Annotated in this window: 21 protein-coding genes and 1 pseudogene; 6 read left to right on the top strand and 16 right to left on the bottom strand. The window is 27.6% G+C overall.

Going from position 1 to position 24,328, the window contains the following annotated elements:
• The 5 genes from tyrS to SPJ33_RS04690 form a co-directional block, all read right to left on the bottom strand.
• Positions 1 to 1,167: tyrosine--tRNA ligase (gene tyrS, locus SPJ33_RS04710; protein WP_321116814.1), on the bottom strand; the 1,167-nt coding region annotated here is incomplete at its 3' end.
• Between the two features lie 345 nt (positions 1,168 to 1,512).
• The gene (locus SPJ33_RS04705) at positions 1,513 to 1,926 is read right to left on the bottom strand and encodes a hypothetical protein (RefSeq protein WP_321116813.1); all 414 of its coding nucleotides are present in this window, start codon (positions 1,924 to 1,926) and stop codon (positions 1,513 to 1,515) included.
• Positions 1,927 to 2,024: 98 nt separating this feature from the next.
• Positions 2,025 to 3,194, bottom strand: a complete 1,170-nt coding sequence (locus SPJ33_RS04700) for an RNA-binding domain-containing protein (RefSeq protein WP_321116812.1) — start codon at positions 3,192 to 3,194, stop codon at positions 2,025 to 2,027.
• A 156-nt stretch (positions 3,195 to 3,350) separates the two neighbouring features.
• Positions 3,351 to 4,481, bottom strand: coding sequence for a Ger(x)C family spore germination protein (locus tag SPJ33_RS04695; protein WP_321116811.1), 1,131 nt, complete (start codon positions 4,479 to 4,481; stop codon positions 3,351 to 3,353).
• Positions 4,453 to 5,886 (bottom strand): spore germination protein, encoded by a 1,434-nt coding sequence (locus SPJ33_RS04690; protein WP_321116810.1) that lies wholly within the window; start codon positions 5,884 to 5,886, stop codon positions 4,453 to 4,455. Before SPJ33_RS04690 ends, SPJ33_RS04695 begins: the two co-directional genes overlap by 29 nt.
• 103 nt (positions 5,887 to 5,989) lie before the next feature.
• On the opposite strand from SPJ33_RS04690, the gene SPJ33_RS04685 reads away from it, so the two are divergent.
• Positions 5,990 to 7,075 carry an endospore germination permease gene (locus tag SPJ33_RS04685; RefSeq protein ID WP_321116809.1) on the top strand — a complete coding sequence of 362 codons (1,086 nt, stop codon included), beginning with the start codon at positions 5,990 to 5,992 and terminating at the stop codon, positions 7,073 to 7,075.
• A gap of 102 nt (positions 7,076 to 7,177) precedes the next feature.
• Positions 7,178 to 8,182, top strand: coding sequence for a tryptophan--tRNA ligase (gene trpS, locus SPJ33_RS04680; RefSeq protein ID WP_321116808.1), 1,005 nt, complete (start codon positions 7,178 to 7,180; stop codon positions 8,180 to 8,182).
• A gap of 73 nt (positions 8,183 to 8,255) precedes the next feature.
• Here the strand turns inward: trpS and SPJ33_RS04675 are convergent, their stop codons facing one another.
• From SPJ33_RS04675 to galU, 6 genes are all read right to left on the bottom strand, one after another.
• A complete protein-coding gene (locus tag SPJ33_RS04675; protein WP_321116807.1) occupies positions 8,256 to 9,212 on the bottom strand; it encodes an oligopeptide/dipeptide ABC transporter ATP-binding protein in 957 nt (318 codons plus the stop codon).
• On the bottom strand, positions 9,205 to 10,230 hold the full coding sequence (locus SPJ33_RS04670) for an ABC transporter ATP-binding protein (protein ID WP_321116806.1): 1,026 nt from the start codon (positions 10,228 to 10,230) through the stop codon (positions 9,205 to 9,207). The genes SPJ33_RS04675 and SPJ33_RS04670 overlap by 8 nt, the downstream gene beginning before the upstream one ends.
• Before the next feature lie 29 nt (positions 10,231 to 10,259).
• Complete coding sequence (locus SPJ33_RS04665) at positions 10,260 to 11,177, bottom strand: ABC transporter permease (RefSeq protein ID WP_321116805.1); 918 nt, start codon at positions 11,175 to 11,177, stop codon at positions 10,260 to 10,262.
• An 11-nt stretch (positions 11,178 to 11,188) separates the two neighbouring features.
• Positions 11,189 to 12,136: an ABC transporter permease gene (locus SPJ33_RS04660; RefSeq protein ID WP_321116804.1), complete on the bottom strand. Its 948-nt coding sequence runs from the start codon at positions 12,134 to 12,136 to the stop codon at positions 11,189 to 11,191.
• Positions 12,137 to 12,166: 30 nt separating this feature from the next.
• Positions 12,167 to 13,813, bottom strand: a complete 1,647-nt coding sequence (locus SPJ33_RS04655) for a peptide ABC transporter substrate-binding protein (protein WP_321116803.1) — start codon at positions 13,811 to 13,813, stop codon at positions 12,167 to 12,169.
• A gap of 706 nt (positions 13,814 to 14,519) precedes the next feature.
• A complete protein-coding gene (galU, locus tag SPJ33_RS04650; RefSeq protein ID WP_321116802.1) occupies positions 14,520 to 15,398 on the bottom strand; it encodes a UTP--glucose-1-phosphate uridylyltransferase GalU in 879 nt (292 codons plus the stop codon).
• Between the two features lie 376 nt (positions 15,399 to 15,774).
• On the opposite strand from galU, the gene brnQ reads away from it, so the two are divergent.
• The 3 genes from brnQ to SPJ33_RS04635 all read left to right on the top strand — a co-directional run bounded on the left by brnQ (position 15,775) and on the right by SPJ33_RS04635 (position 19,057).
• Positions 15,775 to 17,046 carry a branched-chain amino acid transport system II carrier protein gene (gene brnQ / locus SPJ33_RS04645; RefSeq protein WP_321116801.1) on the top strand — a complete coding sequence of 424 codons (1,272 nt, stop codon included), beginning with the start codon at positions 15,775 to 15,777 and terminating at the stop codon, positions 17,044 to 17,046.
• A 187-nt stretch (positions 17,047 to 17,233) separates the two neighbouring features.
• A complete protein-coding gene (locus tag SPJ33_RS04640; RefSeq protein WP_321116800.1) occupies positions 17,234 to 18,064 on the top strand; it encodes a Cof-type HAD-IIB family hydrolase in 831 nt (276 codons plus the stop codon).
• Between the two features lie 24 nt (positions 18,065 to 18,088).
• Entirely contained in the window at positions 18,089 to 19,057 is a 969-nt protein-coding gene (locus SPJ33_RS04635; RefSeq protein ID WP_321116799.1) for an LCP family protein, read from the top strand.
• 87 nt (positions 19,058 to 19,144) lie between these two features.
• Here the strand turns inward: SPJ33_RS04635 and SPJ33_RS04630 are convergent, their stop codons facing one another.
• From SPJ33_RS04630 to SPJ33_RS04610, 5 genes are all read right to left on the bottom strand, one after another.
• Entirely contained in the window at positions 19,145 to 20,362 is a 1,218-nt protein-coding gene (locus SPJ33_RS04630; protein ID WP_321116798.1) for a hypothetical protein, read from the bottom strand.
• 426 nt (positions 20,363 to 20,788) lie between these two features.
• Entirely contained in the window at positions 20,789 to 21,259 is a 471-nt protein-coding gene (locus SPJ33_RS04625) for a lasso peptide biosynthesis B2 protein (RefSeq protein ID WP_321116797.1), read from the bottom strand.
• Positions 21,237 to 21,515 (bottom strand): lasso peptide biosynthesis PqqD family chaperone, encoded by a 279-nt coding sequence (locus SPJ33_RS04620; RefSeq protein ID WP_321116796.1) that lies wholly within the window; start codon positions 21,513 to 21,515, stop codon positions 21,237 to 21,239. The genes SPJ33_RS04625 and SPJ33_RS04620 overlap by 23 nt, the downstream gene beginning before the upstream one ends.
• Positions 21,516 to 21,551: 36 nt before the next feature.
• A complete protein-coding gene (locus SPJ33_RS04615) occupies positions 21,552 to 22,457 on the bottom strand; it encodes a hypothetical protein (RefSeq protein WP_321116795.1) in 906 nt (301 codons plus the stop codon).
• A 133-nt stretch (positions 22,458 to 22,590) separates the two neighbouring features.
• Entirely contained in the window at positions 22,591 to 23,799 is a 1,209-nt protein-coding gene (locus SPJ33_RS04610) for a nucleotidyltransferase family protein (protein ID WP_321116794.1), read from the bottom strand.
• 108 nt (positions 23,800 to 23,907) lie between these two features.
• On the opposite strand from SPJ33_RS04610, the pseudogene SPJ33_RS04605 reads away from it, so the two are divergent.
• A pseudogene (locus SPJ33_RS04605) lies at positions 23,908 to 24,328 on the top strand (ABC transporter ATP-binding protein); the annotation flags it as partial.

The following is a 24,328-nucleotide window of genomic DNA, read 5'->3' as shown; positions in this document are numbered from 1 at the left end:
TACAAAATCACTTTCTTCTAACAATCTTGTAAAATCAGTAACCTTTTCATCATTGATTGAAACTCCGCCTTGTTTCATTAATCTCTTACCTTCAGCTTTTGATGGGAATATCTTAACTTCAACTAATGCATCTAATAAGCTATTACCTATCATTTCTTTTTTAATTACTTCAGTTGGAACGTTAGTCATATCACTTCCACCTGCAAAAAGTGCTTCTGAAGCTTCTTCTGCTTTCTTAGCTTCTTCTTTTCCATGAACTAAGCTAGTTATTTCAAATGCAAGAATTTTTTTAGCTTTATTTATTTCTGCACCTTCAAGAGAAGCTAATTTGTTTATTTCATCCATTGGCAAGAATGTTAATAGCTTTAAGCATTTTTCTACATCTGCATCAGCAACATTTCTCCAGTATTGGTAGAAATCAAATGGTGATGTTTTGTTTGGATCAAGCCATAGAGCTCCTCCAACAGTTTTACCCATCTTTTCACCTTGGCTATTAGTTAAAAGTGCGCAAGTCATTGCAAAAGCACTATCTTTTGATTTTCTTCTAACTAATTCAACACCAGCAATCATATTAGACCATTGGTCATCTCCACCAAGTTCCATCTTACAATTATATTCTTTATTTAATACATAGAAATCATATCCTTGCATTAACATGTAGTTAAATTCTAAGAATGAAAGTCCATTTTCAGTTGCAAGTCTCTTTTTAAAGCATTCTGCTGAAAGCATCTTATTAACTGTAAATTGTGATCCAATCTCTCTTAAGAAATCAATATAATTTAAGTTTAATAACCAATCTCCGTTATTAACAATAAGAGCCTTATCATCTGTAAAGTCAATAAATCTTTCCATTTGTTTCTTTATTGATTCAACGTTATGTTGTATTTGCTCTTTTGTAAGCATCTTTCTCATATCAGTTTTTCCACTTGGATCTCCAACCATTGCAGTTCCACCACCAATTAATGCTATTGGTCTGTGTCCTGCTTTTTGCATATGAGCCATAAACATCATAGCTATAAAGTGTCCAACGTGTAAACTATCAGCTGTTGGATCAAATCCTATATAAAAAGTTATCTTCTCTTTTTCTAGTAATTCTCTAGTTTCTTTTTCATGAGTGAATTGTTTTATGTATCCACGTTCTAATAACTCATCTAATACATTAGCCATTTTTTCGTCCTCCGATTTTTAATTTCTCTACGTTTATATATACGTACACATAATAATAATAGTATATATTTTATATGTTATTTTTGCAATAAGAACAATGCTTTAATAATATCTTATCATAAATATTGTCTTTTTATGGTTTTCTTATAAATTAATCCTAAAAATTATAAGATACTATAAGCTTTTGACATATATGAAAAAGCTTATAGTATCTTTAATTTAATCAATATTAAATTTTAATTATTAATATATAATTATCTTGATTTATACCCCATGCTAATATACTCAAGTGCATTTCTAATTTAAAATTTCAATATATTTTTATTATTTTTAGATTTTAAAATTCTAGGCAACGTGTTCCTTTACAAATTCCGGAATATCATCTTCATATTCATAGTTTATATTTATGAATATATTCACTCCAAACTTAGTTGAAAGTGATCTTAATTTGTTAAATAAATAAGAAGTCTCTTCAAGATCGCATGAAACAATACCAAGCAATCCATCAATATATATATTTTCTACATCATAATTTTCTGCAATAACCCCACAAAGCATTCCATAAAAGCTATTACAATCTGTAACTCCAAAATCATCTGTTGATATAAATCTTATCCTTCTATTTAGTTGTCTCATGTATTTTGAATCGTCGTCTATATAAACTAAATCTCCCTTTACATCAGTTAAATGAGAATTTGCAAGTTCGATTAGTTTTTTTGTTTTTCCTGAACCTCTTCTATTACAAAATACTTGAATCACTAGGACCACTCCTTATTTATAGTTTTATTACATTATATTCATAAATTTTGATTTAATCATAGTTTTACAGAAAGTTTTCATTATTTTATATAAATATTTTAAATAGTATTTGGTAATATAACTTTAAATGAATTTTGTGATTTAGAATTAATAAATCTCACCCTATTTTTTCCTTTAAAAGCTTCCCTTATCCTTATTAGTCCACTTCCATCATTTAAAAATCTCTTCTTTTTATCTAAGGTTATTAACTTTTCATATATCCACATATTTCTTTTACTACAAGATAATTTATTAAAATTAATTGTTTTATCTATAAAACTACCAGGACTCGTAATCTCTATGCTATTATCTGTAATAACAACTTCAATAATCCTATTTATTTCAGTATATTCCCTATATAAAATAGCATTTTTTATCGCTTCTATAATTGTACATGTTGGATAACTATTAGGCATAATACTATTAATCTCTTCTTCAGCTTTGTCAATCATTGTAAGCAAACTCCCTTGTACTATTCTGATGTCAGATTCATTACATTTATTATTGTTTTTCGCCTTTTTATTTTTTAACTTATTTACTATCTTTATCATATTATTAGGAATACATATACTATTCATCTCTGAAAATACAAGCAGACCACCATAAGTACACCTATAATCATTAAATTTATCAACAAAATTAATTATACCTGAACTCTCAAGCAAGAACTTCTTATTACTACTATTAAGCTCTACCCCCTTTTGATTAAAATATGATTTTAATAAATCATTGTCTAACATATCAATGCTGCTTCTTATGACGCTTACAGTTTCAACTGTTAATTCCATATTATCTTCAAATGCTGCAATAAGCTCACTTCTTCTCATAACATCAGTTATTGAACCTCTTCTTGTATAAAAGATACCTTGTTCTTTTATTTGATAAGGTCTTTGCTCACTATCACAAATTGTAATTATAGCAACTATTTTTGCTTGTATTTTAAGAAAGTCAACTATAACAGGAATTGGTGGTTCACATCTTGAAGATACAATTTGCTGAACCTTTTCTTCTGTAAACATGTCTTCTTCTTTTATACCTTCTATACTCTTAACCTTATCTCTTACTCCAACTACAATATATCCTCTTCCACCATTAGAATTTGCAATTGCACATACATCTTTTGCAAATTCTTTTTTCCCTACCTCTGTCAATAAGTCTAATTTCAATTTAAAATCCAACTTTTGATCTTCTTCTCTTTTAATTAAGGAATAAAACTTCTTTATATCCAAAATATCATTCCCCTTTCTAAGATTGAATATTTTTATAAATAAAAACTATTATAAAGGCCTATACTCATTATTATTAATTATATTTTTTAGGCATAAAAAAGTGACATCAAAATCTATATATTTATAAATTCTAATGCCACTTTATATAGTAATATTTTAAATTTGACTGCTTTCTACTCTACTTCCGCCTTCCATAATTATCTCAACATCTACATTTAAATCAATCTTAGATAATACATCTTCTATAACTTTTTCTGGGTATTTAATTTGTAATAATCTTTCAGCTTGCAAAATATCTATGTCCTTATCAGCAAAGTTATAGAAAAACTCTTCAAGATAATCCTTTATATTTTCTTCTGCCTTAGCATTTAGTTCTCTTATTGCTTGTTCTGAAACAATAAATCTTCCTTGTGCTTCTGCAACTGTTACTCTCACTTTTATTTTCTTATTAAGAAGTATTTTATCATTTTTATACTCTATATTTGTTTTAGTCTTACTATTTAATATTTCTAATGTTACGTATCCCTCTCCCATTTGTGGATTTGCTACTTCTAATGTGCCACTTTTTATATTATCCATTAAGAAATTATAACTCATTGCATCTGTAGCATCTATTCTTTCAACCATTTTATTATCTTTCATAATTACTCCGCCTGCTAATGAAACCTTTTGATTTGAAACATCATTTTTAATCTCTAATGCACTCATTACTGCATAGCTATTACCCATTTCAGTTTTTACCATATAATCATTTATATTACTTATTATAATTCGTGGATTTTTCTTATTTTTTAGTACTAAATCATTTAAAAATAGTCCTATATATTCTTCATCATTTTGTACAACATTAATTAGATTTTTAACGTCTCCAAAAAATACAAATGCATATGGTTTTACTTGAAAGTGTTGATCATTATCTATTAAACTTAAAAATTTATCTATGCCTTTTTTTGCTGCAGCTTCAGTAAATATTAATGCTCTATTTTGAGTAAAATTTATTCTATAACTTGAAGCCATATTTACATTTCTTATAGCTTCAAGTGCTGTTTTTCCAATGCCTTTATATACTATTCTTTTACCATTATCAGAGCTTTCATTTGTATTTCTATATGGTTTCATACAATCTAAATATAATACAACATTTTCAGAATCATCAATATCAAAAACTGCACTTGTTACAAAAGTTAGTTCATTTATTTCATTATAATTAAAACATCCAACTAATGTAGTAGATATAATGAGAAGCATCAATATCAAACTAACTATTCTTTTTCCATTCTTTGTCATATTGTTTTCCCTCCCCAATTATCTTCTTTGATATCCTACTAAGTCTTCCTCTACGTAATACATCTTTAAATTTAAAGGTATCTAAGCTTCCAACTGGGAACAAATAAGAATAACCAGTTGATTTTAAATCTGCAAGAGTTGTTAAAAAGATAAGGAAACAAATAAATACTGCTGGAAGTCCATAAAATCCTGCTACTAATACAAATATAATAGACCATATTGATAAAGGTCCATAAAGTTTTGGCACTAAGAAATAACTTAATGTACTAAGTGCAACAACTATTATAGTTATTCTAGATGCAATACCTGCACCTACTGCAGCATCTCCTAAAATAAGAGCTGCAACAATGCTCATAGCCCCTCCAATTGGTTGTGGAAGTCTAAGCCCAGCTTCTTTAATTATCTGGAATGCAAAAATCATAATTAGAACTTCTAAAACAGTTGGAAGTGGAACTCCAGCTCTTGAAACTGCTAATCTAAATAAAAATAATGATGGTATCAAAGAGGCATGATGAGTTATGATAGCTACATACATGCCTGGTACAAATGTTGCAAATACAAATGCCATCCATCTAATTATTCTTGTAAAGTTACTAAATGTTTTATTTAAATAATAATCATCTGGAGCTTGGAAATTTTCTATAAAGAAATATGGTGCTGTTATAACAAATGGTGTACCATCAACTAGTACAGCAACTCTTCCTTCCATCATCTTAGATGCTACTTCATCTGGTTTTTCTGTATAACCAATAGTATCAAATACAGAATCCTTTCCTCTAAGTTCGCTTTCTATATAATTACTATCTAGAACAAATTCTGTATCCATATTTTTGATAGTTCCCTTTATATAGTTTATTAAATTATCAGGGGCAACTCCTTTTATGTATGCAACACATACAACTGTTTGGCTCTTTTCTCCTACATATATTGGTTCAAATTTAAGATCAGGATTTTTTATCCTTCTTCTAATAAGAGCTATATTATCAACAAATAACTCATTAAATCCTTCTCTAGGCCCTTTTACTACTGATTCTGTAAGTGGAACTCCAACGCCTCTTCTTACAAAACCCTTAACTTCACAATAAAGCATCTCTTCATAACCTTCAGTAAATATTACAATATCTCCTGAAACTATATGAAGCATAGCATCTTCTATACTTGTTTTATCTGCTACAAAATCTGCAATATTAATCTCTAATACATTAGCGATTATATCTTCCATATTTTTGCAAACTATTTTCTTATTTTCCATAGGAGTTACAATATAGTCACTAATAAATTGAGTACTACAAAGATTATCAATAAAAACCAATGTTGTTTTGCCTAAAGGTCCATTAATTTCCCTAAACTTAACATCAAAACTATCTTTAAATCTCTCTTTAACTATTTCTAAATTACTTTTCATATGCATCACCTAGAAATATTATTCCTCTAGAAATGTTTAATATTCATTATTTTGCTAATACTATATTTAAATATTGAAACTTAGAGTTTTTAGAGGTGATTTAATGAATAAACTTTCAAGTAAACATTACTTATTTTTTATATGTACTGTTTCATTTATAGGATTAAGAAGTTATTCTTCAATATTTATTAAGCTTGGGGGTACTAGCACCTGGCTTGCTACAATTATTGCAGGAATTATATATCTAGCCTACTTATATTTCATAATATATGTTTGCAAAAAGACAAATAATTTTGATATTAAGGATATATTTGAAAAGACATATCCTAAAGGATTTAGTAACATATTTACATTTATATTTGCACTTGGATTATTTTTAACATCAATTGAATCTGCTTCAGTTCAAGGTGATTCAATACATTCTAACATTTTTATTGAAACACCAATTTGGTACAGTTTATTATTTTTAATAATTCCTGCTACATATTTAATTACAAGAAGATTCAATACATTATTAATTGTAACTATAATCACACTTACACTTGTATTTTCAACCATGTTTATCGTTGAGTTATTTACTTTTAGCTATCAACACTATGACTATCTTTTGCCAATACTACCTCTTGGAATAAATAAAGAATTTATATTATGTATATTGCTTATACTTGGTGCTTTTTGTTCAACATCAGTTACATTCCCTTTATTAAAATTTGTAGTTAAAAAGGATAAACTAAGTAAATTTACTATTATAGGTGGACTAATTGTTGTATTTATTTCAATAGCAAGTGTTATTTCTGCTGTTACAACATTTGGTTCTTTAAGAGCTAGCAATATATATTACCCTGAATTTTTAAGAGTTCAAAGAATACAAATTCAAGGTTTCATAGAATTTGGTGATTTATTATTTATTTCAAAAACCACATGCTTATGGTTTCTTAAATATGTTATTTGTGCAACTTCTATTCTTTATCTTTATAAAGATAAATTCACAAATAAAAAAATATACGCTATTATTTATTCAATAATTGCATATATTTGTGCTTTTTTTGTATCAAAAAACCAATTTGTTTTATTTGATTGCTTAAGATATTACCATTTAATCTCTTTAGTACTGCTTGGATTGCTTCCATTTATAACATTTGTTATTTATTATATTAAGTTTAAAAAGAATTCAAAGACTACAACATAAGCTTTCATTTTTTCATACGTTTCATATAAATTGACATTAATAGATGATGGAATATATAATCTATATTATATAATTTTAGTTTAATTTAAGGAGTGAAACACTATGGAAAATAGCGAAGCTAAAAAGATTATCTTTAGTGGGATTCAACCTTCAGGGGATCTTACAATCGGTAATTACCTTGGAGCTCTAAAAAATTGGGTAAAACTTCAAGATGAATATAATTCTTATTTTTGTGTTGTAGATTTACATGCAATAACAGTCCCTCAAAAACCAGCAGATTTAAGAAGAAGAACATTAGAACTTCTTTCAATATATTTAGCATGTGGAATTGATCCTCAAAAGAATACTCTTTTCATTCAATCTCATGTGCCAGCACACGCTGAAGCAGCATGGATTTTAACTTGTAACTCATATATAGGAGAGCTTTCAAGAATGACTCAATATAAAGACAAGTCTAAAAAAGCTGGAGATTCAGTAGGAGCAGGATTATTTACATATCCTGTACTTATGGCAGCTGATATATTACTATATCAAGCTGATTTAGTTCCTGTTGGTAAAGACCAAATCCAACACTTAGAACTTACAAGAGATATTGCTACAAGATTTAATAATACTTACAGCCCTACATTTAAGATACCTGAAGGATATGTTCCTAAAACAGGTGCTAAAATAATGAGCCTACAAGATCCTACTAAGAAAATGTCTAAATCAGACGACAACTTAAATTCATTTATATTAATCATGGATCCACCAGATGTTATAAGAAGAAAAATTTCAAGAGCTGTAACTGATAGCCTTGGAGTTGTTAATTACTCAGACGATCAACCCGGGGTAAAGAACTTATTAAACATTTTATCTGCAATAACAAATAAAAAACCTGAAGATTTAGTAAAAGAATATGAAGGAAAAGGTTATGCAGAGCTTAAATCAGATGTTGCTGAAGCATTAGTAAATGAACTTGCTCCAATCCAAGCAAAGGTTAATGAACTTCTTAAAGATAAAAAAGCTTTAGAGGCTATTTACAAAGAAGGTGCTTTAAAAGCATCTTATGTTGCAAATAAAACTCTTAGAAAGATGCAAAAGAAAGTTGGATTTATTCCAAGATAAATAGTAATTGATTAAAATAAAAAAGAAAGAGGTTTAAACCTCTTTCTTTTTTATTTTAACTTAATCTAAAAAATTAATATAGATGGCATGCTACTAAATGGTCCTTCTTAACTTCTTTTAACTTTGGTGCTTCTTTTTTACATATATCTTTTACAAATTTACATCTACTTGCAAATCTACATCCTGGCTTTGGATTTATTGGACTACTTACTTCACCTTCTAATTCTATCCTATTTTTATTACCTTCTTCATTATATTCTGCTACAGGTATTGCAGACATTAAGGCTTTTGTATACGGATGAAATGGTTCTTTATATAATTCGTTGCTTTCTGCAATTTCCATTAAATTACCTAAATACATAACACCAACTTTATCTGATATATGTCTTACCATTGATAAATCATGAGCTATAAAAAGATAAGTTAAGTCCATTTTTCTTTGAAGATCAATAAGTAAATTAACAACTTGTGCTTGTATTGATACATCAAGCGCTGATATAGGTTCATCACATACAATAAATTTAGGCTCAACAGCAAGTGCTCTTGCTATTCCTATACGTTGTCTTTGTCCACCTGAAAACTCATGTGGAAATCTTGATGCATGTTCTTTATTAAGTCCAACAAGATTTAAAAGTTCATATATCTTGTTAGTTCTAGCTTCACCTGTATAAAGCTTATGTATATCAATACCCTCTGCTATAATATCTCCAACTGTCATACGTGGATCTAGTGATGCATATGGGTCTTGGAATATCATTTGTGCAACTCTTGCATGTTTTCTTCTTTCCTTATTGCTTAATTTACTCATATTAACGCCATCAAGCAATACTTCTCCATCAGTTATATCATAAAGACCAATTATAGTTCTACCACATGTAGTTTTACCACAGCCTGATTCTCCAACTAATCCTAAAGTTTCTCCTTTATTTATAGTAAAGCTAACTCCATCAACTGCTTTTAATGTTTTTCCTTTTCCTACATTAAAATATTTTTTTAAATCTTTAACTTCTAATAATACTTCCTTACTCATTAGCTTTCCTCCTATTTTTTAAAGGTGATATAACCTTTGGAGCATATTCATGCATAAGCCAACAATTAACTTTATGTGATTCTGAAAATTTTGTTTCCTCTGGCATTTCTTCCTTGCAAATTTCCATTGCATATTCACATCTTGCTGCAAATGGACATCCCTTTGGTGGATTTAAAAGATCAGGTGGTGTACCTTCTATTGAATATAACTCTGATTTATGTTCTGTGTCTAAAGTAGGCATTGATCTTAAAAGGGCCCATGTATAAGGATGTTTTGCATCTTCAAATATTTCTTTAACTGTTCCTCTTTCTAATACTATTCCTGCATACATAACTTGAATTTTATCAGAATGTTCTGCAACAACTCCTAAATCATGAGTTATTAAGACTACAGCTGTTTTAAATTTTTCTTTTAATTCATCAATAAGATCCATTATTTGTGCTTGAATAGTTACATCAAGCGCTGTTGTTGGTTCATCTGCAATTAATACCTTTGGATGACATGCAAGTGCAATTGCTATCATCATCCTTTGTCTCATACCACCTGAAAACTCAAATGGATATTGATTTATTCTAGTTTCTGCATTTGGAATATTAACAAGCTTAAGTAATCTTATAGCTTCATTTTTCGCTTCTTCACCTTTTAATCCTCTATGAACTTTTAAAACTTCAATTATTTGTTTTCCAAGTTTCATAGTTGGATTTAAAGAAGTCATAGGATCTTGGAATATCATTCCTACATCCCCACCTCTTAATTTTTGAAGTTCTTTTTTATTTAAACTCAATACATCTTTTCCATTACATATAATTTTTGAATTTTTATCTACCTCTGCAGGTGGTGTTGGTAATAATCTCATTATTGATTTAGCAGTTATACTTTTTCCACAACCTGATTCACCAACTATTGCTAAAGTTTCACCTTCTGCTAAATCAAAGCTAATGCCTCTTACAGCCTGAACAACTCCTGCATAAGTATTAAATCTCACTTTTAAATCTTTAACTTCAAGTACTTTTGACATTTATATACCTCCTAAATCAAGAAACTTTATTACTGTCTAAGCTTAGGATCTAAAGCATCTCTTAATCCATCACCAAATAAGTTAAATGAAAGCATTGTAATTGCAATTGCAAGTGATGGGAATATAAGCTGACTAGGATAAAATAACATAACTTGCTGTCCAGCTGATGCCATAGCTCCCCAACTTGTTTGTGGAGGTTGAATTCCAAGTCCAATAAAGCTTAAGAAAGCTTCTGCAAATATGTAACTTGGTATATCAAAAGTTATATATACAATAATTACTCCAAGAGTATTTGGTAACATATGTTTAAATATTATTCTAAGTGGACTAGCACCTAAAGTTTTTGCCGCCATAACATACTCTGACTCTTTAAGTTGCATTACTTGACCACGAACCATTCTTGCAATACCAGTCCAACCAGTTATAACTAATGCTATTAAAAGTGGAACTATCCCATTTCCAAGTCTTACTGCAATTAATATAACAACAATTAAATATGGAATACTATTTAATACTTCAACTATTCTCATCATTATATTATCTAATTTTCCACCAAAATAACCACTTATACCTCCATATATAATCCCAACTACGCATTCTACTAATGTACCTACAAAAGCAATTATAAGTGATACTCTACCACCAATCCATAATCTATCAAATAAATCTCTTCCTAAATTATCAGTTCCAAATAAATGTTTTATAGATGGCCCTTGGTTTGCTATACTCATATCTTGAATCATATATTTATCTCCGGCTATTATTGGCTGTATTATACAAAAAAGAATAATTACTACTAACACACAAAGAGATATCATAGCTACTTTATTTCTCTTAAGTCTTCTCCACGCATCTTGCCAATATGTTAAATTAGGCCTAGTTATTTGTTCTGCTTTATTTTTATCTATTCCGACAATTCTAAACTTTTCTTTAGTTAATTCTGCCATACTTCCCCCTCCTATTTACCCTCTAGCTTAATACGTGGGTCTATAACACTATATAAAATATCTACTATAAGAATTGATAATATATAAAGTGCTGAAAAGAATATAGTTAATCCCATTATTATGTTATAATCTTTTGCATATATAGCATCAATTAAAGCATTACCTATACCTGGTATAGCAAATATTCTCTCAATTACTACTGTTCCAGTAATTATTGTTGCTATTTGTGGACCAAGTATTGTAATTATAGGTAATATAGCATTTCTTAAAATATGTTTTAAAGAAATATTTAAAGTAGATAATCCTTTAGCTTTTGCTGTTAATATGTAATCTTGTCCTATAACTTCAAGAACTGATGCTCTCATATATCTTGCATAAGTTGCAATTCCACCAAAACTTAAAGCTAGTGTTGGGAGAACTGTATACTTAAATGTTTGAAGGAAAGGAGTGGTACTATCATACCACCCCGCAATAGGAAGCCCTCCACTACCCCCTAAGACTATTTGTATAAGCGTTGCTAATACAAAGCTAGGGATAGATACACCAAGTATCGCTATAAACATAACTCCATAATCTATAGCAGTTTCTCTTTTAAATCCAGCTATTATTCCTAGTAATACCCCAACAATTAATCCAAAAGCAACTGATTGAAGACCTATTCTAACTGAAGGTGGGAAATTTTCTTTTATTTTATTATTTACACTTAATCCAGGTGTTACAAAAGAATCTCCTAATTCACCTTTTAATAAATTTTTAAGGTAAATTCCATATCTTTGAGTAACAGGTTTATCTAATCCATATTTATGTTCCATTTTTACAGCAACATCTTCTGGTAATCTTTTAGCTTGTGATCTAACTGGATTTCCAGGCATACTATTCATTAAGAAAAATGTAGCTGTTATTATTACAAAAAGCGTAACAATCATTAATGCCAATCTTTTTAAAAGATACTTAATCATAGGCTTCCTCTCCTCTTTTCTAAAACAATACTACTTTTCTATTGATGTCCATCTTAATTGATATGATCCACCAAAGTTTGGAAGTTGTAAGCCTTTAAGATTTTTCTTTTGGAATGAATATTTTTCTCTAAAGTAAGTAGGTGCTACTGCTGGATCTCCAACAACTTCAATTTCTTCAATTTCTTTGTACATTTGAAGTCTCTTATCCATGTTAGTTTCATTTTGTAATTTATTTAATAGATTATTAACTTTAGCATCATTGTATTTACCTGAATTATTTCCGTTATCTTTTCCAAATAGATCAAGGAATGTCATTGGATCATTATAATCTGCACCCCAACCAGAACTTGCGAAATCAAATTCACCATTTTCTTGCTTAGTTAAGAAATCTGAAAAATCAGCTGAAGTAACTAATTCTACATTTATACCTAAAGTTTTCTTCCAATTATTTTGCATGTATTCACCTTGAGTTTTTGATGTTGAATCACTACCTTGTAATAAGTATTTAAATGTATATTTTGATGGATCTTGGTCTAATCCTAAATCTTTTAATCCTTCAACAAATAATTTCTTAGGATCTTTATCTTTTACTTCTTCTAAAGGTTGTTTAACATCGTCACGATAATCAGTTTTTCCACAATATATTCCTTGTGGTACTAATCCATAAGCTGGTACATCTCTCTTTAATACATCTTTAGTAAATCCTTCTCTATTTACAGCAAGTGATATTGCAAGTCTTACTTTAGGACTCTTTAATGCTTCATTTGCACCTTTACCAAAATTAAATTGAGTATAGAACACAGATGCTGCTTCTCCATTTACTTCATTCCATTTTCCTGATTTTGCGCCTTCTTCAAGTTTAGCTAAGTATTCACCTGTTCCACCCATAGCATCTAATTGATTATTAGTAAACATTTGATATATTGTATTTGTTTCTTTAACTTCTAATAAATTAACTGTATCTAACTTTGTGTTATCTGAATTCCAATAATTTGGATTCTTTTTAAGTTCTAATTTTGAACCACGTTGCCAGTTACTAACAACAAAAGGTCCACTATATACAAGTTTTGATGGATCAGTACCATATTTATCTCCTTGTTCTTTAACTACATCTTCTCTCTCTGGAGATAATCCAGGGAAAGCAACTAATTGATCAAAGTAAGGAAGTGGATTGTTCAATTGAACTACTATTGTTTTATCATCAGGTGTTTTAATTCCTACATCCTCTGCTTTTGCTTTACCATCAAAATAATCCTTTGCATTTACTACATCAAATAAAAAGAATGAATATGATGCAGCAACTTTTGGATCTAAAAGTCTAAGCCAAGCATATTTAAAGTCTTTTGAAGTTAATTCTTTTCCATCACTCCACTTTAAACCATCTCTTAACTTAAATGTATAAGTCTTTCCATCTTTACTTACTTCAAATGATTCAGCAGCTCCTGGCTCTGGTTTATCATTGTTATCTACAAGTAATGTTTCTTGAGTATTTTGAATTATATTAAAAGATTCTGAATCACTACTCTTTACTGAATCTAGTGTCTTTACTGCCCCAGTTGGTAAATTCACTACTCCTTTTGTTGTTGCCCCGTCGCTACCTTTGCCTCCACAGCCTACAAATAATGCAGTTGATAATGAAGCAACTATTAGCGCACCAATAATTTTTTTCATTTTCATAATATAAAAGCCCCCTTTTTAAATATGTATTTTTATAACTTGACGAAAATTTTCGTCATAAGTAGTTTCACAAATTAATATTAAGTTTATGAATTTCTAAAACCACTCTTAAAAGCTTGTATATAGTTTATCAAAAAATTAAGCAAAAAATTATTTACTTTTTGAAAACTTTTATCCAGATTAATATTATATTAATATTAATCATGTTTTTTTATTAATTTATCAAATGTATTATATTGATGGACACATGTTTTCTGACGGTATATCCCATATTTTTACATGATTTTTTATGCATATAATTTTCTGCATTTAAATTTTTCTTATTTTAAAATATTCTCCTAAACCCCTTTGTTTTAGCCATATTATAAAAACATATTCTTATATTGTATATATATTATGATTGAATTTTTATTAATTTATATTGAATTTTTATTCAAAATTTTCTTTATTTCTTAATTTTCCATTATTTAATAAAATAATAAATTTTTATATATTATTTTATTAATTTTATTTTTGTTACCAGTTAAAATGTAAACATTTTTTCCTATATTTTACTTAATTGTGTATTTTGTATTAATAATTTGTTTTAATAAATTCTTTTATTCATTAAATTAATAAAAATAGAAGGCAAACACAAAGTAAATAAAAATTACTTTGTGTTTGCCTTTAAAACTTAATCAATATTTAATTTAGACCCATTTTTAATCTATTTAAGCACTTTTTCCCACTTCTTATTTTCTAAATAATCTAATAATTGTGGTCTTAATTCGTCTTTTTTAAGTCCAAATTCTATTGTAGCTTGTAAGAATCCAAACTTATCACCAACATCATATCTTCTTCCTTCAAATTCATATGCATACATAGCTTCTTGAGATATTAAAGTCTTTAAAGCATCTGTAAGCTGAATTTCATTCCCCTTACCTGGTGCTGTATTTTCTAATATTTCAAATATTTGTGGTGTTATTATATATCTTCCAAGAATAGCAACATTAGTTGGTGCTTCTTCTTCACTTGGTTTTTCTATTAAATCTTTAACTTTATATACTCTATCTTCTATGTGTATTCCATCAACTATACCATACTTTGATACATCTTCTTTAGGAACACTTTGAACTCCAAGTATTGAAGTTTTATATTCATCAAAACAATCCATAAGTTGTTTTAAACATGGCTTTTCACTATCAACTACATCATCACCAAGTAAAACTGCAAAAGGTTCGTTTCCAACGAAAGTTTTTGCACAATGAATTGCATGACCTAATCCTCTTGGTTCCTTTTGTCTTATGTAATGTATATCAACCATTTCTGAAATATCTTTTACAATTTCTAATAATTTATCCTTATGTGCTTTTTCAAGTTCCATTTCAAGTTCTACTGATCTATCGAAATGGTCTTCAATTGATTTTTTATTTCTTCCTGTAATTATTAATATCTCTTCAATTCCTGATGCTACAGCTTCTTCTATTATATATTGTATTGTTGGTTTATCAACTATTGGAAGCATCTCTTTTGGTTGTGCTTTTGTTGCAGGTAAAAATCTTGTGCCAAGCCCTGCCGCAGGTATTATCGCCTTTTTTACTTTCATTACTTTCACCCTCTATTTACTTATTATTAATCGCTAAATTTCATTACTAATTCAAATTATGAAATTAATAATTATCTTCTAAAAAACAGAAGATATATATACAAAAAACATTATATCATAACACATACTTTAATTTCCATATAACACTTTAATAATTTGTGCATATTAATTTTATCAATTTATCAACAAAATTAATTGTTATTTTCTAAGTTTTCTATAAATTAATGTATTTTTTATTGTTTTTTATTTATTTTAGTGCTATTATAATTGATATGTAAATTATTAATTTTATTATAATATCTTTCAATAATATAAAAGAATTAAAGTAATGTTAAATTTATATAAATCATTTAATACATAAGAAAGGTTTGAGATTATGAATAAAAAAACAAAAGACTGTTTAGTTATAGGATTTGCACTATTTGCAATGTTTTTTGGCGCTGGTAATTTAATATTCCCACCATACCTTGGATATGAAGCTGGAACTCAAAATATCGCTGCAATGATAGGTTTTATTATAACAGGTGTTGGAATTCCACTTCTTGCAATAATCGCTTGTACTAAAGGAGATGGTACATTTGAAACAATGGCTTCAAAAATAGGCCCAAAATTTGCAACTATATTTGCTACGCTTTTATTTATAGCAATAGGCCCAATGCTTGGAATTCCTAGAACCGCAGCTACTACATATGAATTAACTATTCATCCAATAGTACCTAGCATTTCACCACTTATTTGGATGTTTATATATTTTGCAATTAACTTATTTTTCGTATTTAAACAATCAAGTATTATAGATACAATAGGTAAGTTTTTAACACCTGCACTTCTTATCATATTAGCTATAATAATTATTAAAGGAGTAATATTCCCTATTGGTAATATAGAACCAACTGGTTTAACTTCAGTATTTTCAAATTCATTACTTGAAGGTTATCAAACAATGGATGCCCTTGCCGCATTACTTTTTGCTGCAATAGTATCTTCTAGTATTTTAGCTAAAGGTTATAAAGAAAAAGATTTAGTAAGTATGACAGCTAAAGCTGGAATTGTAGCTGCTATAGGACTTGCATTTGTGTATGGTGGCTTAACACTTATAGGAGCACAAACTAGAGATTTAGCTCCAGTTGATGTTACAAAAACACAACTACTTTTAATAATATCAAAAAATATATTAGGTAATGTTGGTACAATAACTATTGGTATTGCTATAGGCTTAGCTTGCCTTACAACTTCAATCGGATTAATAACAGCTGGTTCTTCATTCTTTGAGGAAGTTTCAAAAGGCAAACTACCTTATAAAGTTAATGCAGTAGTAATATCAATTATAAGTATAGTAATTGGATGTTTTGGTGTTGATAATATAATTAAAATTTCAGGACCAATATTAAGCATTTTATATCCAGTTGCAATAACTCTTATAATAACAACACTTTTAGATAAGTTTATAACTAATATAAATGCTGTAAGACTTGGCATTTATACTTCATTAGTATTTGGCATACTTAGTCAAATTCCTCAAATAAATTTAAATTTTATTCCACTTGCAAGTAAGGGATTTGCATGGTTTATTCCAACAATAATTGCAATTGTAATTGGATATATAATTTTCAGAAACAAAACTAATAATATAGAACAATCTAATTAAATAAAAATAAATAGTAAGGATAGCTATATTAATATAGCTATCCTTTTTAAATTAGTATTTTTACTTTATTTTCATATTTGTGGTTTTAAATTGTAATAATACCTTAACTTTACATGAAGTTTTATTGATGATAAAATTTTCATGAGTACATTAGGGCATAATAATATATAGATAAGGAGGTTTTAAAATGGCTATAAAATTAATATGTATAGATATGGATGGTACACTTCTTGATAATGACCATAATGTATCTATTGAAAATAAAAAAGCACTAATAGAAGCTAGAGACAAAGGAATAGTTATTGCTATTACAACTGGTAGACTTTTTACATCAGCTAAGTATTATTCTGATTTAATTGGAATTAATGCTCCTATAATTTCTTCAAATGGTGCTTATATAAAAGAAAAAGATTCATCTAAGGTTATATATGAAAATACTCTATCTTTAGATGAGTGTTTGGAAATATATGATATATGCAAAAAATATAGCTTTGAAACATATTTTAATACACATAATACAGCTATCTCTTCTACTGAATTTAAAGAAGATCATGCATATATGATTACAAATAAATTGCTTAAAGAAAAAGATAAAATAAAATTTAAAGTAGCTCCTGATCTTACATACATATTAAAAGACCTTGAAGGTGATGTACTAAAAGCTATACTTATTAATAGATCTTCTAAAGATAATACAGAACTTTTAACAGCTAAAAATGAATTTATAAATCTTAATAAATATGAAGTTGTAAGTTCTGGACTAAATAATTTTGAAGTAATGAAAAAAGGTACATCAAAAGGCAATGCAGTTAAACAACTAGCAGAGCTTCTAGGTATTAAAAAAGATGAAATTATGTGTATAGGAGATAGTGAAAATGATCTTTCTATGATTAAATTTGCAGGTATTGGAGTATGTATGGAAAATGGTCTTGAACTTCTAAAAAAAGAAGCAGATTATATTACAGATACTAATCTAAACTCTGGAGTTGCAAAGGCTATTAGAAAGTTTGCTCTTTAACATATCTTGAAAGGAGATTAAAATATGAATGAAAAGTCTACAAAGAAAAAGATGGCTACTTGGAAAAAAGTAATTATAGGTATTGTAGTTGCTATAATCGTTATTATCGCTGCAGGAATGGGATATATTTATTCAACTCTTAGTAAAACAAATAAAGTTGAACTAAACAAAGATTCACTAGGTTTAAATCAAAATGCTCAATCTGCTGATAAAAAAGATGATATAATAAATATTGCATTATTTGGTGTTGATGCTCCAAATGGTCAAGCTGGAAGATCAGATGCAGATCTTATACTTACAATTGATAAAAAGCATCATAAATTAAAACTTACTTCTATCATGAGAGATTCATATGTTGATGTAAAAGGACATGGTATGACAAAGCTTACTCATGCTTATGCATATGGTGGTCCTGAGCTTGCACTTAATACAATCAATACAAATTTTGACTTAGCTATTGATAAATTTATTACAGTTAACTTTACATCATTACCAAAAGTTATTGATAAATTAGGTGGAGTTGATATCAATTTAACTCCAGGAGATTTAAAGTATATGAATGGCTATATTAAAAACTTGGATAACATAAATAAAACAGATTCTCCTGAAGTAAATTCAACTGGAATGCATCATTTAGATGGTACACAAGCTTTAGCTTACTGTAGAATAAGATACGATGGCGGAGATCAAAGAAGAACTGAAAGACAAAGAACTGTTCTTCAAGCAATTCTTAAAAAGATGAAAGATACACCTGCAACTCAATATCCAGGTATATTAAATGAATTATTACCACTTGTCACTACAAATATAAGTTCAAATGAATTTATAAGTTTAGGTAAAGATATATTAGATACTGGTGCTACACAATTTGAAGATTTAAAAGTACCATGTGATAAGCATGAAGATGGTAAGATGATAAATGGTGTTTATTATATGACTTATGATTTACAAGCTGAAACTAAAGAACTTCATAAATTTATATATGAGCAATAAAAAAATGAGGTAATTTAAAAATTTATAAGTAAATTAAAATCTTATAAAATAAAGCCTATATCTTAATTTAAGATATAGGCTAATTTATTATTCTCCCCTAAGTTTTTTTATTAAATTATTATGATCTAAATCACTATAATCAAAATAATATAATATATCTTGCTTAATATTATAGCTTTCTATAATACTATCTGATGCTATTGAATTTAATGCTATCTCATAATAATTTCCCTTTTTAATATCAAGATTTATCTTTGAATCCAAAATCATTTTTTTATAACCTAGTGCAATTTCATCATCTAAATAATCTTCATTAATTTCACCATCTAAATCATTTAAAATAAATCCACCCTCTATGAGTTCTTCATACTTTTCATCATCTAATTTAGTAGACTTAATTAATAATCCTTTATATTGTTCATCTATTTCACTATTTTTAATATTTGGCAATAATTCTTCTAATTTATTAATATCAACTTTTATCTGAGTAAGTTTTTTGTTTATCCCAAAATATTTTTTAAACATATTTTGAGGCAATATTCCCTCACTTTTAAATACTTCATTTAATGGTATAGATTTATTATCTCTATTAATAAGAACTTGTCCATTATAATACTTTCCACTTAACTTACAATTCTTTTCATCATACTTAATCAATGCAAAAGATTCTAAACTTCCCTTATCTGTAAGCAATACTACAAATTCATTTGGCATTTCAAGCTTTATATTCTCGCTAATTTTCTCTTCTGAAGGTTTAGTAGTTAAAGTTTTTTCTGCACTACTATCTTTTAATTTCATTTCAAATCCTATAATTAATATAATACATATAACAATAAAAAGTCCTAAAAAATAAAAGATAGCATTTTGCCTTTTTATACTGCTTTTATAGTCTTCAAGCATTCTGCTTCCTCTTTTTTCACTAGCACGTGATATGGCTATATTTTCATCATACTCATGAGAATATCCATTTTCTTCGTATTCATCAAAAGGTAATGCCCCTTCTCTTATAAGCTTATTTGTATAACTTTTGCCTGAAAATATACTAGCTATAAATGTAATAACAAAATTTAATATAATACCTATCGGTATATCTAATATATAGATAGAAAGTACTTGAATAAATAATAAGGCTATTCCTTTTAATATTTCCTTTCTAAATAAATAAGTTATCCCTCCAAATAAAAAAGTTAAATAATCCAAACTATAAGGAATAACTTTTAAATTATTTTCACTATCTACTAAAACTGCATATTTAATACCTTTACCTTTAAGAAGAATACGTGTATTAAAATTATCTATATTCATAAAACTACCTCCAGTTTAATTGTTATAGCTATAATTTTAACATATTAAGTTTTAGTTTACAATTTATGTAATTAGAATAATAAAAACTCACCTTAATTTAACTTACAATTAATAAACTATAGCGATATTTTTTAAATACAACTAATAAAAAGAGTGATTATCAATCACTCTTTTTATTAACATATCTATTTCTTTTTTTTAACTTCTGGAACAGGATTCACTTCATTTTTTGGTGGTTCCTTAAATCTTTTACTGTTCCATGATGATTGCTGATCCTTTTTAGCCAAATAAAAAACCTCCTAACAATTTATAGATTACATAATAATCTTTTGTAATTAGGAGATATTTTATTCTAATTTATATTTTCAAATTTATAGCTAATAAAGATTATAATTTTTCTTACATAATAAATCACAATACAATCTATTATTGAGAAAATTTAGCTACTTCCTTATATCTTGATCCATCTCCACCAGTTACAAAATATTCTCCACATCTTAACCAAGCATGAGCTTTAAGTTCATTTTCTGACTTACGTACTCCAAGATATAAAGTTGATTTTATATTATATTTTCTTAAAAGTTTTTGTGCCGTCATAGCTTGTACTAAACATTTGCTTTCCCAAGGTGTATATCTACTTACACTAGTAACAACCCATGAAACTTTCTTTGCTATATTATAATTTTTTAATTCTTCACTATAAGGAGTTTCCTCTCCTGTTTTCCCAAGTTTATCTTTTAAATGCTTAAATTCAACATTTAATATAGAATATCTTGATATAGCTGTTATAAATATACAAGAAATTATCATTTTCTTTGTATCAAAATCAATTAATATAAATGTCTTTATTTTTCTGGCTATACTTTTAAATATATTAACATATCGTAATAAGCCCATTTACCTCTAATCCTTTTAAAAATGATACTACAGCTTCTCTACATTTTTCCTCAGCTATATCATATTCATTTAATAATATTTTTATTATTTCATCTGCTGTTGTTGGATTTTCTATAATATCCCATATTCTACTTCCGACTGAATTTAATGAGAAATACATTCCTTTCTCTAAATTCATCATAACTTTATCTCCATCTATATCTGAAGCATCTATTTCCTTATTTTGCACTATTTTTGCATTTAATAATTTTTCCATCTATCTTCATCCTCTCATAAATATAATAACTTTTATTTAGCTTAACACAGCTTGTTCAATTAATCTTATTTGCTCATTTACAGTAAATTTATCCTTAGGCCTTTTTACCTTAAATACTCTAATATTTTTTGCTATATTTAAACATTTATTAAAATATTCTTTTTTCATATCCATAGTTCTAATTAATTCTATCCTATATATATTTCTCATTATTGAGAAAAGTTTTTCTTGCCCAAGTACCTCTTTTACTTCAACATCTTTATCCATATCTACTAATTCTATTTCGCAAATTGCAGATAACTCACATGGATTTTTTTCAAAACTATCATGAACAGGAATACAATATTTATCCCTATCATCATCTATTTTCTTAAACTTTTCTGTGTCATATCCCATTTTATCCATTGCATCTTTACATAACTTTTGTTGCGGATATGCAGGCATTACAAATATAGATTCTTTTTTATTCCCTAAAACAGATACATCATCACATAAAAATCTATATCCATTATGTCTAAAAGCATTAGTTAAGGTAGATTTTCCAGCCCCTGTATGCCCTGTAAGTATAACTGCTTTATTATTAATCAATATAGTTCCACCATGTATAGCAATATCATTTCTTTGTTTCATTAAAATTCCGAATGAAGTTCCTAATGTGAATGTTTTTATATCATCCTTATTTGCTAATTCATAAGGCTCTACTATTATCTCTGATCCATTCTTAACAAAATACTTTGCTATATTTTCTATTCTAAATACAAAAGATTTTTCTTCTAAATAGAACCATAGCCTCTCTGGAATTTTATTTACCATATCCTCGGGTACTTTTCCATATTTAATAACTACATCAATTTTATCATTTACATCTACTTCTAATAATTCAGGCATTTCTATATCTGATTCAACATTCAAATCATACACCTTATAATAGTATTTTTTCATCTCCCAAACCCCTTAATATAAACTTACATTAAATGTAAAAAATCTATAACTACAATTAATTTAGCATATATTTATGTTTTTGTAAATATATTTAAATTTCTGTAAAATCTCTTAATATAAGTATCGCAATAATTTATTCTAATTCCAACCATTTAATCATTTTTGTCTTATCATTTGATTTTTTATAAGCTAAAGTTATAAATTTAAATTTATCTAATAAGGAATATTCTTTATTAAATACTCCAGCAAATAAATGATGAATCCAAGCAATTGGTAATAGAATTTTAAATTTCTTAGCATAATTATATTTATCATTCATGTCTTCTAATGATGGGAATAGAAGCGATAAGAAATTCTTTAAGTTGCTTTCTTCTGAATTTGATATATCATTTCCAAAATCATGTGCCAAATCACCATGCCCATATACTCCTGATTCTATTATTTCATCAATAAATTTATTTAAAAAGTTTTTTTCTACCTCATATCCCTTATTAACTTCAGAAGGTATCTCCATATTGAATAACTCTTTACAAACATTAAAAATTATTATAACAAACTTATTTACCTTACATTCAATCGCTTTTCTACGGAATTCATTCCAATTTATTTCATCTCGTTTATTCTCTACTAAAATAACTAAATCAACAAGTTGCCTAACACCAAATCCTCTATGAACTATATGAACAGCCATATGAATACATAAATGAAGAACTAAATCATCCCAACCTAATGATAATGCTTCTGTTTCACCAATTTTTACCTTCATTGCATTATCCCATATACTTTTTTCAAATTCTTTGCTTCCATTAAAATAATCATCATTAATAAGTGTCCAATGAACTTCTATTGGTAAATGATTTGTATGTTCAAATACTATATGTGCACCATGTTCATCATATTCTTCACTTTCTAAGTAACCTAACGAAGTTAAAACTTTCCTAGCTTTATCTAAATCTTCTTCATGTACTAATATATCTGCATCACACATAGTTCTAAGTTCTGGATTCTTATAAAATTCTCTTATAACTAATCCTTTTAATATAATAACTCTTATATTTTCTTCATTAAATTTTTTGATTATTTTTTCTACTTGATTGATATGCCTAATCTGATTTATACCTGTATAAAATGTATCTAACTTCCATTTTTTTATTAATTCCTTATCTTTATCAGATTCAGAATTCCAATCAATAGATGAATATAATAATCCACTTATACTATGTTCTCTTGCTCTATCAATAAATTTTTCCAAAGCAATGCCTGCCAAATTTTTATTAGATAATTTGTCACCTCTTATAGTGCAATTAAGAACATCAATTATTCCCTTCTCTATATTATTCATACCTTCCCCCACTGCTAACTTTTTATATTTTTCACTTTATTTAATCGCCTTTTTATGTTACCATATTATATACTTTATTACAAATTTTAGCACAAAAGGATGGGGTTTATGAAAGATTTAATTAAAAAAGTAAAATGGATATTATCGAAATCTAAAAATATATTACCATTTTTAGTATTTACAATAGTAATAAATACTATATTTTCATTACTTGGCGTTTATAATGCACTAATTTCAAAATCACTAATTGATTCAGCTATATCTAGAAATACAACAGCAGTTATAAAATGGCTTATTATAATGGGAAGTATTATGCTTATAAATATGGCTGTACGTCCTTTAATATCATTATTTTCAACTCACACTTCCACAAAATTTAATCAATCACTTCAAAAACATATGTATGAACATATAACTTATAGTAAATCTATAGAGCAATCAAAATTTCACAGTGTAAGCCTTTTAACTCGTATTACAAGCGATGTTGACACAATATCTTCTGTATTAATAAGTACTATACCAGGTATAG

It is taken from the genome of Clostridium sp. (genome assembly GCF_034179595.1).
GTDB lineage: Bacteria > Bacillota > Clostridia > Clostridiales > Clostridiaceae > Clostridium.
The sequence above is the reverse complement of the archived record's forward strand: the minus strand, read 5'-3'. Positions and strand labels throughout refer to the sequence as shown.